This window comes from Nonomuraea turcica, assembly GCF_030718205.1.
GTDB lineage: Bacteria > Actinomycetota > Actinomycetes > Streptosporangiales > Streptosporangiaceae > Nonomuraea.
In genome coordinates this window covers 259,658-274,951 of sequence record NZ_JAUZQF010000008.1, presented here as the reverse complement: position 1 = coordinate 274,951, position 15,294 = coordinate 259,658, and the positions used below count along the sequence as shown (strand labels likewise).

General features: G+C 68.1%; 18 protein-coding genes. 17 read left to right on the top strand and 1 reads right to left on the bottom strand.

Features of this window, described 5'->3' with window-relative positions; genetic code table 11:
- Positions 1–19: 19 nt before the first annotated feature.
- From Q9G87_RS22480 to Q9G87_RS22420, 13 genes are all read left to right on the top strand, one after another.
- Positions 20–1,285 (top strand): serine hydroxymethyltransferase, encoded by a 1,266-nt coding sequence (locus Q9G87_RS22480; RefSeq protein ID WP_305918387.1) that lies wholly within the window; start codon positions 20–22, stop codon positions 1,283–1,285.
- Positions 1,286–1,342: 57 nt separating this feature from the next.
- Positions 1,343–2,629 carry a glycosyltransferase family 4 protein gene (locus Q9G87_RS22475; RefSeq protein ID WP_305918386.1) on the top strand — a complete coding sequence of 429 codons (1,287 nt, stop codon included), beginning with the start codon at positions 1,343–1,345 and terminating at the stop codon, positions 2,627–2,629.
- 131 nt (positions 2,630–2,760) lie between these two features.
- Positions 2,761–3,183 (top strand): hypothetical protein, encoded by a 423-nt coding sequence (locus Q9G87_RS22470; protein WP_305918385.1) that lies wholly within the window; start codon positions 2,761–2,763, stop codon positions 3,181–3,183.
- Between the two features lie 65 nt (positions 3,184–3,248).
- Entirely contained in the window at positions 3,249–3,464 is a 216-nt protein-coding gene (locus Q9G87_RS22465; protein WP_305918384.1) for an AtpZ/AtpI family protein, read from the top strand.
- Between the two features lie 66 nt (positions 3,465–3,530).
- The gene (gene atpB, locus Q9G87_RS22460; protein WP_305918383.1) at positions 3,531–4,328 is read left to right on the top strand and encodes a F0F1 ATP synthase subunit A; all 798 of its coding nucleotides are present in this window, start codon (positions 3,531–3,533) and stop codon (positions 4,326–4,328) included.
- Positions 4,329–4,399: 71 nt separating this feature from the next.
- Positions 4,400–4,630, top strand: coding sequence for an ATP synthase F0 subunit C (gene atpE / locus Q9G87_RS22455; protein ID WP_305918382.1), 231 nt, complete (start codon positions 4,400–4,402; stop codon positions 4,628–4,630).
- Positions 4,631–4,661: 31 nt separating this feature from the next.
- Positions 4,662–5,219, top strand: a complete 558-nt coding sequence (locus Q9G87_RS22450; protein ID WP_305918381.1) for a F0F1 ATP synthase subunit B — start codon at positions 4,662–4,664, stop codon at positions 5,217–5,219.
- Entirely contained in the window at positions 5,219–6,028 is an 810-nt protein-coding gene (locus tag Q9G87_RS22445; RefSeq protein WP_305918380.1) for a F0F1 ATP synthase subunit delta, read from the top strand. The genes Q9G87_RS22450 and Q9G87_RS22445 overlap by 1 nt, the downstream gene beginning before the upstream one ends.
- Before the next feature lie 24 nt (positions 6,029–6,052).
- Positions 6,053–7,702, top strand: coding sequence for a F0F1 ATP synthase subunit alpha (gene atpA / locus Q9G87_RS22440; protein ID WP_305918379.1), 1,650 nt, complete (start codon positions 6,053–6,055; stop codon positions 7,700–7,702).
- A gap of 3 nt (positions 7,703–7,705) precedes the next feature.
- Positions 7,706–8,608: a F0F1 ATP synthase subunit gamma gene (locus tag Q9G87_RS22435; RefSeq protein WP_305918378.1), complete on the top strand. Its 903-nt coding sequence runs from the start codon at positions 7,706–7,708 to the stop codon at positions 8,606–8,608.
- A 1-nt stretch (position 8,609) separates the two neighbouring features.
- Complete coding sequence (atpD, locus tag Q9G87_RS22430) at positions 8,610–10,058, top strand: F0F1 ATP synthase subunit beta (RefSeq protein ID WP_305918377.1); 1,449 nt, start codon at positions 8,610–8,612, stop codon at positions 10,056–10,058.
- A 67-nt stretch (positions 10,059–10,125) separates the two neighbouring features.
- Positions 10,126–10,527, top strand: a complete 402-nt coding sequence (locus Q9G87_RS22425) for a F0F1 ATP synthase subunit epsilon (RefSeq protein WP_138666580.1) — start codon at positions 10,126–10,128, stop codon at positions 10,525–10,527.
- 23 nt (positions 10,528–10,550) lie between these two features.
- Positions 10,551–10,931 carry a DUF2550 domain-containing protein gene (locus tag Q9G87_RS22420; RefSeq protein ID WP_305918376.1) on the top strand — a complete coding sequence of 127 codons (381 nt, stop codon included), beginning with the start codon at positions 10,551–10,553 and terminating at the stop codon, positions 10,929–10,931.
- Here the strand turns inward: Q9G87_RS22420 and Q9G87_RS22415 are convergent.
- A complete protein-coding gene (locus tag Q9G87_RS22415; protein WP_305918375.1) occupies positions 10,928–11,518 on the bottom strand; it encodes a cob(I)yrinic acid a,c-diamide adenosyltransferase in 591 nt (196 codons plus the stop codon). The genes Q9G87_RS22420 and Q9G87_RS22415 overlap by 4 nt on opposite strands.
- Positions 11,519–11,647: 129 nt before the next feature.
- Here Q9G87_RS22415 and Q9G87_RS22410 point away from each other — a divergent pair, with 129 nt between their 5' ends.
- From Q9G87_RS22410 to Q9G87_RS22395, 4 genes are all read left to right on the top strand, one after another.
- The gene (locus tag Q9G87_RS22410; RefSeq protein ID WP_305918374.1) at positions 11,648–12,571 is read left to right on the top strand and encodes an ABC transporter ATP-binding protein; all 924 of its coding nucleotides are present in this window, start codon (positions 11,648–11,650) and stop codon (positions 12,569–12,571) included.
- Positions 12,568–13,677, top strand: a complete 1,110-nt coding sequence (locus tag Q9G87_RS22405; RefSeq protein ID WP_305918373.1) for an ABC transporter permease — start codon at positions 12,568–12,570, stop codon at positions 13,675–13,677. Before Q9G87_RS22410 ends, Q9G87_RS22405 begins: the two co-directional genes overlap by 4 nt.
- Complete coding sequence (locus Q9G87_RS22400) at positions 13,678–14,844, top strand: sensor histidine kinase (protein ID WP_305918372.1); 1,167 nt, start codon at positions 13,678–13,680, stop codon at positions 14,842–14,844.
- 81 nt (positions 14,845–14,925) lie between these two features.
- On the top strand, positions 14,926–15,243 hold the full coding sequence (locus tag Q9G87_RS22395; protein WP_305918371.1) for an STAS domain-containing protein: 318 nt from the start codon (positions 14,926–14,928) through the stop codon (positions 15,241–15,243).
- Positions 15,244–15,294 lie beyond the last annotated feature (51 nt).

Here is a 15,294-nt window from a genome sequence, read left to right as displayed (position 1 = left end):
CAGGGCGTACATTGGGGAAATGGGTACGCCACCCTATTACGGCCCGGATTTCGGGCTGCTGCAGAAGCAGGATCCCGAGCTCGCGCAGGTGCTGCTCGACGAGCTCGACCGCGTGCGTGGCGGGCTCCAGCTGATCGCGAGCGAGAACTTCACCTCGCCCGCCGTCCTGGCCGCTTTGGGTTCCACGCTCACCAACAAGTACGCCGAGGGCTACCCAGGCCGCCGCTACTACGGCGGCTGCGAGGTCGTCGACCGGGCCGAGCGGCTGGCGATCCAACGCGCGAAGAAACTCTTCAACGCCGAGCACGCCAACGTCCAGCCGCACTCGGGCGCCTCCGCCAACCTGGCCGCCTACGCCGCGCTCCTGCAGCCCGGCGACACGATGCTGGCCATGGCACTGCCGCACGGCGGCCACCTCACCCACGGCTCGAAGGTGAACTTTTCGGGAAGATGGTTCGACGTCGTGTCGTACGGCGTGCGCCGCGACACCGAACTCATCGACTACGACGAGGTCAGGGATCTGGCCCTGCGGCACCAGCCGAAGCTGATCGTGTGCGGTGCGACGTCGTACCCGAGGCTGATCGACTACGGGACCTTCCGCGGCATCGCCGACGAGGTGGGGGCGTGGCTGATGGCCGACGTGGCGCATCCGATCGGGCTGATGGCGGGCGGCGCGATCCCCTCGGCGGTGCCGTACGCGGATGTCGTGACGTTCACCACCCACAAGGCGCTGCGGGGGCCGCGTGGCGGGGCCATCCTGTGCACGGAGGAGCTGGCCAAGAAGATCGACCGGGCGGTGTTCCCGTTCGTCCAGGGCGGGCCGCTGATGCACGCGGTGGCGGCAAAGGCGGTGGCGTTCGGGGAGGCGATGCGGCCGGAGTTCGCCGACTACGTCAACAAAGTGATCGTGAACGCCCGGGCCCTGGCCGAGTCGCTGAGCGGGGAGGGGATGCGGGCCGTCTCCGGCGGCACGGACACGCACCTGGCGCTGATCGACCTGCGTGACGTGGGGGTGTCGGGCGCCGAAGCGGAGCAGCGGTGCGCGGCGGCGGGGATCACGCTCAACCGCAACGTGATCCCCTACGATCCGGAACCGGCGTCCATCACGTCAGGTATCCGGGTGGGCACACCGTGTGTCACTACGCAGGGGATGGGGCCCCAGGAGCTCAAGGAGGTGGGGACGCTGGTGACCAGGGCCGTGCGCCATCCGGGGAGCGCGAGGGAGGTCAGGGAAAGAATTGCGGCGCTTCTGGCCATCCATCGGCCATATCTCAGCGAATATTAAGCTGGTCTGTGTCGTTTTCCGGTCACAGTCGGCCGGAGCATCCGGGAAACTAGGTCCGTGCGCGAATACCTGTTCATGGCGCTCATCTCGGCAGCCGTGACCTATCTGCTGGTTCCGCTGGTGCGCCGCTTCGCCATCCGCATCGGCGCCATGCCGGAGGTTCGCGCGCGTGATGTGCACACCACGCCGACGCCCAGACTGGGCGGTCTGGCGATGTACGGCGGCCTGGTCGTGGGCCTGCTGGTGGCCAGTCAGCTCACGCACACGGGCAAGGCGCTGACGCACACCGAGGCCGACGCGGTGACGGCGCTGATCGTGGCCGGCGGGCTGATCACGATCACCGGGTTCCTGGACGACTGGTGGGGCATGGACGCCTTCATCAAGCTCGGCGGGCAGATCGCGGCGGCAGGCGTGCTGGTCTTCTTCGACCTGCGGCTGCTCTACATCCCGCTGCCGCAGGACTGGGGCGGCTCCACCAGCCTCGACTACACCCTCAGCACCGTGATCACCATCATGGTCGTGGTCGTGACCATCAACGCGGTCAACTTCGTCGACGGGCTCGACGGCCTGGCGGCCGGGATCGTCTGCATCGCCGGCATGGCCACCTGGGCCTATTCGATCTTCCTCGCCGAGAACATCAGCGGCGGCCGCATCACCACCACGGCGGCCATCGCGGCCATCCTCATCGGCACCTGCCTGGGGTTCCTGCCGCACAACTTCCACCCGGCGAAGATCTTCATGGGCGACACCGGGGCCATGCTGATCGGGCTCGTGCTCGCCTCCTCCATCGTCACCGTGACGCCGGTCGACCCCGGGATCATCGAGGGCATGAACAAGGTCCCGGTGCTGCTGCCGCTGCTCCTGCCGGCCGCCGTGCTGATCCTGCCGCTGGTCGACCTGATCACCGCCGTGGTGCGCCGCACCTCACGCGGCCTGTCGCCGTTCGCGCCCGACCGCGGTCACCTGCACCACCGGCTCATGGATATCGGCCACTCGCACCGCAGGTCCGTGCTGATCATGTACGCGTGGGCGTTCCTGTTCGCCTTCGGCATCGTGGGCATGTCCACGATCGGCGTGCCGGTGCTGCTGTTCCCCGTGGTCATCCTGCTCGCCCTGGCCGTGCTCGTGCTGATGGCCCTGCCGCGCTGGCGGGGCAGGGGCGGCGCGCACGCCGCCTCGCGCGGCAAGCAGCCCGACGACGACGGCCCGCCCACCGGGCCCATGCCGCCGATTCCGCCGGAGCCCGAGGTCAGACGACGGATGCCACCGGGGGACGGCCCTTCGCGCGAACGTGCATCGGCCGAGGGAAATCCGGTCATTCCAGCCTTTCCTAGCCGTTCTTGATCGCGAACTAGAAACGGCAGGTAAAAGCGGTCTTCCGTGAGCTTGTGATATCTTTCACGAGCAGGGACCTTCAGACGCAGATGCTCTGGGGGTAGCAAACGCTCGCTTGATAACACGCTGATGGAGCACCAATGCAGGCCAACGACGTGCGCGTACTCAAGAGCGCCGCGATTCCGACCCTGACGGTCGGGGTGGTCGCCGTGGTTGTCTCGCTCCTGATGGCAGGCGGCAAGGGAGCTCTGGGCGCCGCGCTCGGCACCTTGCTGGTCGGGGTTTTCTTCAGCATCAGTGTGGTAGCGGTGTCCTATGCCGCACGGGTGTCTCCCCAGATGATGGCGATCGCGGCGATGGTGAGCTATCTCGTCAAGGTCGTCGCCATCATGATCGTGCTGACCGCGTTCCGCGACACCACGGTCTGGAACACGCTGGCGTTCGCCTGGTCGGTCGTGATCTGCACGCTCGTGTGGACCGGCTTCGAAGTGCGCGCCTTCATGAAGACCAAGATGCTTTACGTCGACCCTGAGGCCCGAGTCCCCGGAAAGGGCGACTCATGAGGCTGGTGTACGGGCAGGGTCCGATATGACTAGTCCTCTACTCGCCTGCTATCGTCAGGGCCGCGATGAGCGCACAGGAACGCCGACCGGAAGAAGACGGTCGCGACTTCGCCGATGCCATGTGGTCGGTCCCCAGCTATCTGCTCGCGGGGATGGTCTTCTACGGCGGTCTCGGCTGGTTGCTGGACCGCTGGTTGGACATGTCCGCGTTCTTCCCCATAGGCGTCGTCCTGGGGGTCGTGCTCGGTGGCTATCTGGTCTACCGGAAGTTCGGTCGCTAGCCGACGCAGCGATCGCTTCGCTGAGGAAACCCTTGTGAACTACTACGACGTTGAAGGGAACGCCGCGTGAGTGCGCTGACGCTCCTCGCTCCACCAGCCGACCAGTTCGGGGCGCCTACGCCTGAAGAGCTGTTCAACCTGCCGCCCATCATTCCCGGGGTCGAATGGTTCACGAAGCCGGTTCTGCTCGCGCTGCTGAGCGCGGTGTTCGTGATCGGCCTGTGCTGGGCAGCCTTCGCCAACCCCAAGGTCGTCCCAAGGGGTGTGCAGAACGTCGTCGAGTACGGCTACATGTTCGTCCGCGACCAGGTCGCCCGGCCCTTCCTGGGCAAGGACGCCGACCGGTGGATGGGCCTGCTGGTGACGCTCTTTTTCATGGTCCTGGTCTGGAACCTCATGGGCGTCATCCCGGTGCTCCAGTTCCCGGTGGCCTCGCACATCGCCTTCCCGGCCGTGCTGGCGCTCTCGATCTACGTGCTCAAGGTCTACCTGGGCATGAAGCACCAGGGCCCGTGGGGCTACTTCAAGAACATGATGTTCCCGCCGGGGCTGCCGAAGCCGATCTACGTGCTGCTGTCGCCGATCGAGTTCCTGTCCAACCTGATCATCGCGCCGTTCACGCACGCGGTCCGACTGTTCGCCAACATGTTCGCCGGCCACATGCTGCTGGCCTTCTTCAGCATGGTCGGCTTCTGGTTCCTCTTCGAGAAGCTGTCGCCGCTGGGCGCCCCTGTGGGTGTCATCGGCGTGGTCATGACGATCATCCTCACGGGCTTCGAGATGTTCATCCAGTTCTTGCAGGCCTTCCTGTTCGCGATGCTGGCCGCGATGTACATCGGCGGCTCGCTGCACGCGGAGCACTGAGAACCACATACCGGAATATCCATGACCGGTGACACCCGAGTCGCCGGCCGTCCAGTAAAGGAATAACAGCAATGGGCATTCTCGCTGAGGTCTCCGGCAACGTCACCGCCATCGGTTACGGTCTTGCCGCCATCGGCCCCGGCATCGGCGTCGGCATCATCTTCGGTCAGGGCGTGCAGGCCATTGCGCGCCAGCCCGAGGCCTACGGCCTGATCCGCCAGAACATGCTCCTCGGCTTCGTTCTTACCGAGGCCCTCGCCCTGATCGGTCTGGTCGCGCCGTTCATCTTCCAGGGCATCTGATAGACCGCCCTTCTGACGAAAGGCTGCACTCATGACGTACATGGCAGCTACGCTCCTCGCCGCGCCGGAAGAGCACGCCAATCCGCTCATCCCGCACACGTACGAGCTCGTCGTCGGCATCTTCGCGTTCGCCGTCGTCTTCTTCGTCGTGGGCAGGATGCTCATCCCGCGTATCCAGAAGACGCTGGCCGAGCGGACCGACGCGATCGAGGGCGGCATCAAGAGGGCTGAGGAAGCCCAGGCCGAGGCCCAGGCTCTGCAGCAGCGTTACGCCGAGCAGCTGGAGGAGGCCCGTCGGGACGCGGCCAGGCTGCGCGAGGAGGCTCGCGAGCAGGCCGCGCAGATCAAGGCCGAGCTCCGTGAGGAGGCGCAGGCCGAGGCCCGCCGCCTCGTCGAGGCCGCGCACGCGCAGATCGAGGCCGACCGCCAGGCGGCGTTCGCACAGCTCCGCGCCGAGATCGGCCGCCTGTCGACCGACCTGGCCGGCCGCATCGTCGGCGAGTCCCTGCAGGACGAGGTCCGCCAGAGCCGCATCGTGGACCGGTTCCTCGACGAGCTGGAAGCCGGCAGCGCGCAGGCGGTGCGCTGATGCGTGGTTTGAGCAGGACGTCGCTGGCCGAGGTCGAGGAGCGATTCAACGCGGTCGCCGGCAGTGCCGACCTCGGTGCGCTCTCCGACGAGCTGTTCGCGGTCACGGATCTGCTCGACCGTGAGCACGGCCTGCGCCGGGCCCTGTCCGACCCTGCCAGGTTCGCCGAGCAGAAGACGGGCACGGTGGGCGCGCTGCTCACCGGCAAGGTCGCTCAGGCCACGCTGGACACCGTCGAGGCCGCGGTCTCGGCCAAGTGGTCGCGCGCGGGTGACCTGCCCGACGTGCTCGAACGGCTCGGCGTCGTCGCCGCGGCGGCGGAGGCCGAGAGCCAGTCCAGGCTCGACGAGGTGGAGGACGAGCTCTTCCGCTTCGGCCGCATCGTCGCCGCCAATGCCGACCTGCGTCTCGCGCTGACCGATCCGGCGGCGCCCGAGGAGGGCAAGCGGCAGCTGCTGCGCGACCTGCTCGGCGACAAGGTCGCTCCGACCAGCCTGCGCCTCATCTCGCAGCTGGTTGCGCACCCGCGAGGGCGTAGCCTGGAAACAGGCCTGGAAGAGGTCGGTCAGCTCGTGTCCGCGCAGCGCCAGCGCCTTGTGGCGGTGGTGCGCAGCGCCGTCGAGCTGACCGAGGAGCAGAAGCGCCGCCTGACGGCGTGGCTGCGCACCTCATACGGTCGCGACGTGCACCTGAATGTCGAGGTGGACAAGCGAGTGCTCGGTGGGTTCTCGGTCCGCATCGGCGACGAGATCATCGACACCACCATTGTGGGACGAATCGAAGAAGTCCGCCGCCGGTTGGCCGGCTAAGGCGAATAGGGAGACAGAGTAGAGATGGCGGAGCTTACGATCCGGCCGGACGAGATCCGGGACGCGCTTGAGCGCTTCGTCCAGGCGTACGAACCGGAAGGCGCCGCGCGCGAGGAGATCGGGACCGTCGTCGACGCCGGCGACGGCATTGCCCATGTCTCCGGCCTTCCCTCGGCGATGGCGAACGAGCTGCTCGAGTTCGAGAACGGCACGCGCGGTCTGGCACTTAACCTCGACACCCGCGAGATCGGTGTCGTGGTCCTGGGCGAGTTCAGCGGCATCGAGGAGGGCCAGACGGTCCGCAGGACGGGCGAGGTCCTGTCCGTGCCCGTCGGCGACAACTTCCTCGGCCGCGTGGTCGACCCCCTCGGCAACCCGCTCGACGGCAAGGGCGCCATCGAGTCCGAGGGCACGCGTGCCCTCGAGCTCCAGGCCCCTTCGGTCGTCCAGCGGCAGCCGGTGAAGCAGCCGCTGCAGACCGGCATCAAGGCGATCGACGCCATGACGCCGATCGGCCGCGGCCAGCGCCAGCTGATCATCGGTGACCGTGGCACCGGCAAGACCGCGATCGCCGTGGACACCATCCTCAACCAGCGCGAGGCCTGGGCCTCCGGCGACCCCGAGCAGCAGGTCCGCTGCGTCTACGTCGCCATCGGCCAGAAGGGCTCCACGATCGCGCAGGTCAAGGCCCGCCTCGAGGAGGCAGGCGCGCTGGAATACACCACCATCGTCGCCGCCCCCGCCTCCGACCCGGCCGGCTACAAATACCTTGCCCCCTACACCGGCTCGGCCATCGGCCAGCACTGGATGTATCAGGGCAAGCACGTTCTGATCATTTTCGACGACCTGACCAAGCAGGCCGACGCCTACCGCGCCGTGTCCCTGCTGCTGCGTCGCCCGCCGGGCCGCGAGGCCTTCCCCGGCGACGTCTTCTACCTCCACTCCAGGCTGCTGGAGCGCTGCGCCAAGCTGTCGGACGACATGGGCGGCGGCTCGATGACGGGTCTGCCGGTCATCGAGACCAAGGGCAATGACGTGTCGGCGTTCATCCCGACCAACGTCATCTCCATCACCGACGGGCAGTGCTTCCTCGAGACCGACCTGTTCAACGCGGGCGTGCGCCCGGCGATCAACGTCGGTATCTCGGTCTCCCGAGTCGGTGGCTCGGCGCAGGTCAAGGCGATGCGCAAGGTGGCGGGCACGCTGAAGCTGTCGCTGTCCCAGTATCGCGACCTGGAGGCGTTCGCCGCGTTCGCCTCCGACCTCGACGCGGCCTCCCGCGCCCAGCTCGACCGCGGCCAGCGCCTGGTCGAGCTGCTCAAGCAGCCTCAGTACTTGCCGTTCGCGGTCGAGAAGCAGGTCGTGTCGGTGTGGTCCGGCACCACCGGCGAGCTCGACGAGGTGCCGGTCGAGGACGTCCGCAGGTTCGAGACGGAGTTCCTCGACTACCTGCAGTCCTCGCACAAGGGCATCCTCGACACCATCCGGGAGACCAAGGAGCTGCCCGACGACACGGTGACCGCTCTCAAGGACGCCATCACGGAGTTCAAGAAGGGCTTCACCACCTCCTCGGGCGAGCTGCTGGTCAAGGACGAGCCGGTGGCGCCGCTCGAGGCCGGCGAGGTCGGCCAGGAGAAGATCAAGAAGGTCGTCCGTCCGGCGGAGAAGAAGTAGGACATGGGTGCCCAGCTAAGGCTGCTGCGGCGGCGGATCAACTCGGTCAAGTCGACCGCGAAGATCACGCGCGCCCAGGAGCTCATCGCCTCTTCACGGATCGTGAGGGCGCAGCAGCGGATGCAGGCGGCGCTGCCGTACGAGCGTGAGATCACTCGCGCCGTCACCGGCGTCGTCAGCAACGCGGCCAGCGTCGACCATCCGCTGACCGTGGCGAAGGAGAACCCCGCCAAGGCGGGCGTCCTCATCGTCACCAGCGACAGCGGGTTCTGCGGCGGCTTCAACGCCAACGTGCTGCGCGAAGCCGAGGCTCTGCGGGGGTTGCTGGAGAGCCGAGGGCTGACCGTGCTGCCGTTCGTCACGGGGCGCAAGGGTGTCACCTGGCACACCTTCCGCCAGCGGGAGATGGGCGGCAGCTGGGTCGGGTTCTCGCGCAAGCCGGCCTACGCCGACGCCAAGGAGATCGCGACCACGCTGATCGACTCGTTCAAGGAAGACGGCGGGATCGACGAGATCCACATCGTCTCGACCGAGTTCGTCTCGATGCTCACGCAGAACGTCGTGGTCAAGCGCGTTCTGCCACTGGAGGTCGAGGAGACCGAGGCGACGGAGACCACCGCGATCCCGCCGTACTTCGAGTTCGAGCCGACCGCGGGCGACGTGCTGGAGTCGCTGCTGCCGCGCTACGTGGAGTCGCGTATCTTCACGGCGCTGCTGCAGTCGGCGGCCTCCGAGGAGGCCGCGCGGCGGCGCGCGATGAAGTCCGCGACCGACAACGCCAACGAGCTGATGCGGGTGCTCACCCAGCAGATGAACCAGGCTCGCCAGGCCGAGATCACCCAGGAAATCAGCGAGATCGTCGGTGGCGCCAACGCGCTGGCTGACGCCGCAGCGGGGAAAGAGTGAAATGACTGCAGAGGCTGTTGAAACTGTAGAGGCCGCGGCGGCCGGCATCGGCCGCGTGGCACGCGTCACTGGCGCCGTCGTCGACGCGGAGTTCCCCGTCGATGCGATGCCCGAAATCTATAACGCGCTCAAGGTCGAGGTGACCCTCGGTGGCGAGACCAAGACCCTGACGCTCGAGGTCGCCCAGCACCTGGGTGACAACCTCGTCCGGGCCATCTCCATGCAGCCCACCGACGGCATGGTCCGCGGCCAGGCCGTGACTGACACGGGCGGCCCGATCTCGGTGCCGGTCGGCGACGTCGTCAAGGGCCACGTGTGGAATGCGCTGGGCGAGACGCTCGACGTGCCGACCGCATCGCTCAAGATCGACGAGCGCTGGGGCATCCACCGACCGTCCCCGGCCTTCGACCAGCTCGAGTCCCGCACCGAATTGCTGGTCACCGGCATCAAGGTCATCGACCTGCTCACCCCCTACGTGCAGGGTGGGAAGATCGGCCTGTTCGGCGGTGCCGGCGTCGGCAAGACCGTCCTCATCCAGGAGATGATCCGCCGGGTCGCCCGCAACTTCGGTGGCACCTCGTGCTTCGCCGGTGTGGGCGAGCGCACCCGTGAGGGTAACGACCTCTGGCTGGAGATGGAGGAGGCGAACGTCCTCAAGGACACCGCCCTCGTCTTCGGTCAGATGGACGAGCCGCCGGGCACCCGTCTGCGGGTCGCGCTGTCGGCGCTGACCATGGCGGAATACTTCCGTGACGTGCAGAAGCAGGACGTGCTGCTCTTCATCGACAACATCTTCCGCTTCACGCAGGCCGGTTCTGAGGTCTCCACGCTGCTCGGCCGTATGCCGTCCGCCGTGGGTTACCAGCCCACGCTGGCCGACGAGATGGGTGTGCTCCAGGAGCGCATCACCTCGACGCGTGGTCACTCGATCACCTCCATGCAGGCGATCTACGTGCCCGCCGACGACATCACCGACCCGGCCCCGCACAACGCGTTCGCGCACCTCGACGCGCAGACCGTTCTGTCCCGGCCGATCTCGGAGAAGGGCATCTACCCCGCGGTGGACCCGCTCGACTCCTCCTCCCGGATCCTCGACCCGCAGATCGTGGGCGAGGAGCACTACCGGGTGGCCCAGGAGACCAAGCGGATCCTGCAGAAGTACCGCGAGCTCCAGGACATCATCGCGATCCTCGGTATCGACGAGCTCTCCGAGGAGGACAAGGTCACCGTCCAGCGGGCCCGCCGCATCGAGCGCTTCCTGTCGCACCCGATGTACGCAGCCGAGGCCTTCACCGGCCAGCCGGGCGAGACCGTGCCGCTCGACGAGACCATCGCCTCCTTCAAGGGCCTCTGCGCGGGTGAGTACGACCACCTGCCCGAGCAGGCGTTCTTCATGGTCGGCGGCATCGAGCAGGCCATCGCGAAGGCCAAGGAACTCGAGCGTCGCTAATCGCCCCACGGTGATGGCGCGGCCTGCGAAGCCGCGCCATCACCTGATCGGAAAGGACCTACACAAAGTGGCGAAGCTACGCGTAGGGGTTGTCTCACCCGAGCGTGAGATCTGGTCGGGCGAGGCCGACATGGTGATTGCCAAGACCGTGGACGGCGAGATCGGTATTATGCCGCAACACGCACCTGTTCTCGGCGTCCTCGTCGAGGGCGGCGTGCTGCGCGTCAAGCGGGAAGGCGAGGGCGATCTCGTGGCGGCGGTCCACGGCGGATTCATCTCCGTGGCCGACAACGAGGTCTCCGTGCTCGCCGAGGTGGCCGAGCTCGGTTCCGAGGTCGACGTCGCGGCTGCCCGCGACGCTCTCGACCGGGCCCAGGCCTCGATCGAGGCCAACCAGGAAGACGCCGACGCGGCGATCGAGGCCAAGCGGGCCAGGGCCCGGCTGCGCGCCGCAGGCGAAGAGGTATAGCAGAACACGTTTCAGGGGGCGGCATGGTAGCGACGGTTGTGACTTTCCTGGTGCTGCTCGCCGCCCTCGTGGTGTTGCGCGCTCTCATGCTGGTCCGCTCGCGCGGGAGCGTACCCTGTCGCCTTCGGGTAGGGGGCCGCGCCTGGCGCAGCGGGGTGGCCCGCTATGCCGACGGGGAGCTCCATTGGATTCCCCTCCTGGGCGTCCGACTGAGGCCGCGCCACGCGATTGCGAGGCGCGGCCTTGTTGTATCCGCCCGTCGCGAGCTCGGCGACGGGCTCTATGCGGTGGACTTCGGCGGGAGCACGCAGGATGTGTCGCTCGCGATGAGCGCGGACGCGCTGACGGGCTTCCTGGCCTGGCTGGAGTCCGCACCGCCCAGCGCGTATTTGGATGTGGCTTAGCGCGTCCCTCCGGGCTTCCAGAGGATCTCGTTGCCCGCGTGCGCCACCCGGCACGCGATGAACAGCAGGTCCGACAGGCGGTTGAGGTATTTCGCCGTCAGCGCGTTCATGTCGTCGTGCACCTGCAGCGCCGCCCAGGCCGAACGCTCGGCCCTGCGGACGGTGACCCGCGCCACGTGCAGCGCCGCGGTGGCCGGATCCCCACCGGGCAGGATGAAGCTGCGCAGCGGCTTGAGGCCGGCGTTGAAGCGGTCGCACTGCTCCTCCAGCCGGTCGATGTACGGCTGCTCCACCCGCAGCGGCGGAAACTCCGGGTCGTCGACGACCGGCGTGGCCAGGTCGGCCCCCAGGTCGAACAGCTCGTTCTGGATCCGGACCAGGACCTCCACCAGATCGGCGGGCAGCGTCCCGTGCGACATCGCAACGCCCAGGTGGGCGTTGGCCTCCTCCACGTCGGCGTAGGCGGCCAGCCGGGGATCGGTCTTCGAAGCGCGGCTCATGTCGCTCAGCGCGGTGGTGCCGTCGTCGCCGGTGCGGGTGTAGATGCGGGAGAGGACCACCGGCTTGTCCTTGTCGGCGCGCGTCATGGCATCAGCGTACTCATGACAAATGTCATCCGGATCGGACGCGAGATCCACATCGGGCCCGTGATTTCCGCGACTACCAGGGCAAACCGCCCAACGCCACCATGGATCCATGACGAAGGAGAGGACCTGATGCTCGAGATCAGCGAGCTGCGCAAGCGCTTCGCGGGCGGCCCCGACGCCCCCGGCGGCAAGGTCGCCCTGGATGGGATCAGCTTCACCGTGCGCCCGGGAGAGATGTTCGGGTTCGTCGGCGCGAACGGCGCCGGCAAGACGACGACGATGCGCATCGTCATGGGCGTGCTCCAGGCCGACTCCGGCGCGGTGAGCTGGCAGGGCAAGCCGCTCGACTACGACGGGCGGCGGCGCTTCGGCTACATGCCGGAGGAGCGCGGCCTGTACCAGAAGATGCGAGTGGCCGAGCAGATCGAGTATTTCGGGCGCCTGCACGGCCTGAGCGCGGAGGCCGCCAAGAAGGCCACCGACGACCTGCTGGAGCGGCTCGGGGTGGCCGAGCGCAGGAACGACGCGGTGCAGGCGCTCTCGCTGGGCAACCAGCAGCGCGTGCAGCTGGCCGTGGCGCTGGTGCACGACCCCGAGGTGCTGGTGCTGGACGAGCCGTTCTCCGGGCTCGACCCGATCGCGGTGGACGCGCTGGCCACGGCGCTGCAGGAGCGGAGCAGGGGCGGAGTGCCGGTGATCTTCTCCAGCCACCAGCTGGAGCTGGTCGAGCGGTTGTGCGACTCGGTCGGCATCGTCTCGGCGGGCCGGGTGGTGGCCACGGGCACGGTGGCCGACCTGCGGGCGGGCGAGGGCAGCACGCTGCGGGTCGTCGTCCGCGATCCCGCCCCGGGCTGGGCGGACGGCCTGCCGGGCACGGTCACCGTGAGCGGCAACCGGCACGTCCTGCGTACGTCGGACAGGGTGCCGGACTCGGGCACGTCGGACAGGGACGACCAGGAGATCCTGCGCCGCGCCATGAAGGCGGGACACGTGGAGCACTTCGGGGTCGAGCAGCCGACCCTCACCGAGATCTTCAAGGAGGCCGTGGCGTGAACGGGTTGATGCTGGTCGCCCGCAGGGAGATCGTGACGCAGGTCCGCACGAAGGCGTTCGTCATCGGCCTGGTCATCACGGCCTTGCTGGTGGCGGCGGTCTCCTTCGCACCCAAGCTGCTGGGCGGCTCCGACTCCTACACCCTCGGCACCGTCAACTCCCAGCAGCTGCCGCTGCAGGCCGCCGCGCCGGAGGCGACGTTCGAGTGGCGCTCCTTCCCCGACGAGGCGGCGGCCACGCAGGCCGTACTCGATGGGGACGTGGACGCGGTGCTGGTCAACGGCACGAAGGTGCTCACGGACGGAGAGATCGACGGCCAGCTCGGCGTGCTCATGCAGAGCGTCAACCGGGAGGTGCGGCTCGGCGCCGTGGGCGTGTCGATCCCGCCGCTGCAGATGGAGTCCGTGGGCGCGGACACCCGCTACGAGTCGGCGCGCACCGGGATCGCCGTGGTGCTCGTCGTCGTGCTCTTCATGATGCTCTTCGGCCAGGTCATGATGGTCGCCATGGGCGTGGTGGAGGAGAAGGGCAGCAGGATCGTGGAGATCCTGCTCTCCACCCTGCGGCCGTGGCAGCTGCTCGGCGGCAAGATCATCGGACTCGGTGTGGTCGGCCTGATCAACCTGGTCACCATCCTGACCGTCGGCCTCGGCGCGGCCGTGTTCTCCGGAGCCGCCGCGGACTTCCCGCCCGGCATGGCGGGGCTGGTGGCCGGGGTGATCGTCTGGTTCGTGCTCGGATACGCCTTCTTCGCCACGCTGTCGGCCGCGTTCGCCTCGCTGGTCTCGCGCCAGGAGGAGGTCAACACCGTGATGACGCCGCTGACCATGCTCATCATGGCCACCTACTTCGTCGCTTTCTACGCCACCAGCGATCCCACGGGCACGTTCGCCACGGTCGTGTCGTACGTGCCGCCGTTCTCGTCGATGATCATGCCGGTGCGGATGGCCGCGGCCGAGGTGCCGCTGTGGCAGGCGGGGCTCTCCATGGCCGGCATGGTCGTGGCGGTGGTGGCGGTGCTGGCCTTCGGCGCCAAGGTGTACGAGCGGGCCGTGCTGCGGACGGGCGCCCGGGTGAAGCTCGGCGACGTATTGCGCGCCCGGTAGATGGACGAGATCGCGCGGGCACGGCGCCTCACCTGGGTGACGCTGGTTCTGGGCCTCGCCCTCATGTGGTTCCTCATCGCGGCCGGGGTCCTCGCCGGCGTCGGCGAAGGGAAGCTCCAGTGGTGGCGTCTCGTGCCCGCGCTGATCGCCACGGTCTGCTTCACGTGGCTTGGCCGGCGCATCATCGACGCCGTGCTGGACCGCCGCTATCCCACCGAGGAGGTGGTGTGGGCGGCGGTCCTCGCGTTGATCGCGGCCGGCGTGGGCGGAGCCGACCCGTTCGGCTTCGGGTTCGCGCCGATGTGCTGGCTGTATCTCGCGACGCTCGGCGTCTCCAGACGGACGGTCCTCCTCCAGTCGCTCGGGACGCTCGTGGCGTGCGTCGCGCTGGGCATGCTCGGCGTGGCGACGGGGGTGAGCGTCATGGCCCTCGACGTTCCTGTCCTCGGGACACTGATCTACTACGTTCTGCTGTACGGGATCTGGTGCGTGATACTGCCGCCGTCCGGCCGGATGTGGGTGTGGATCTGGAGGCTGGCCGTGCAGGCTCACGAAGGCCGTGAGGCGCACACGCGGCTGGCGCTGGCCGAGGAGCGGTTGCGCTTCGCCAGGGACCTGCACGACCTCGTGGGGCATCAGCTGTCGGCCATCGCGGTCAAGACCGAGCTGGCCGTGCGCCTGTCCGACGCCGAACCGGCGGCGGCCAAGGCCGAGATGGCCGAGATCAACACACTGACCAGGACGGCCCTGCGCGAGCTGCGCGAGGCCGTACGCGGCTACCGCGAGCTCGACCTGGCCGCCGAGCTGAACAGCGTGAAGGGCGTGCTCGAAGCGGCCGGTGTCCGCTGCGAGGTGCACCTGCCCTACCGCGATCTGCCCGATGGTGTGGCCCCCGTCTTCGCCTACGTGGTGCGCGAGGCGGCCACGAACGTGCTCAAGCACAGCACCGCCACGTTCTGCGACATCACCATCCGCTTCACCGAGGACGAGGCGGAGCTGCGCGTACGCAACGACGGCGTGGCCCGGCGGCAGGCCGATGACCTGGGGACCGGCCTGACGGGCATGGGGGAGCGGGTGGCCGCCGTGGGCGGCAAGCTGGCCGCCCATCCGACGGGCGACGGAGAGTTCCTGCTCACGGCGGTCGTGTCATTGCCGCTGCGTGGGTAGAGGTGTCATGCAGGGGGTCCATCTCGGCGGGTGCATCACGCGGGGGTGTGGTCACGTTGTGTGTGTGAATGAGGAGGTGGCATGCGCGTCCGTGGCAATCCGAGGGCTCAGGTGGTGCGGATCGGGGCCAGGCTCGACGCCGGCACGTCGGCGGGGGTGCGCGAGCGGCTGCACCAGGCGCTCGACTCCGGTGAAGGCGACTTGATCCTGGATCTCTCCAAGCTGGAGATGATCGACGCGACCGGTCTCGGGGTGCTTGTGGGAGCGCATCGGCGCGCGCTGAGCGTGCAACGTCGCCTTGTTCTTCAGGGGGTGCCACCGCGGATCATGCGGATCCTGGCGGTGACCCGGCTGAATCGGGTGCTGCATGTGGAGGCTCCGGCGGCCGCGGTGGCCTGAGATGACATATCGGAGCGGGCGACGATCAGCCGTTGCCCGCTCTTTCCCGAC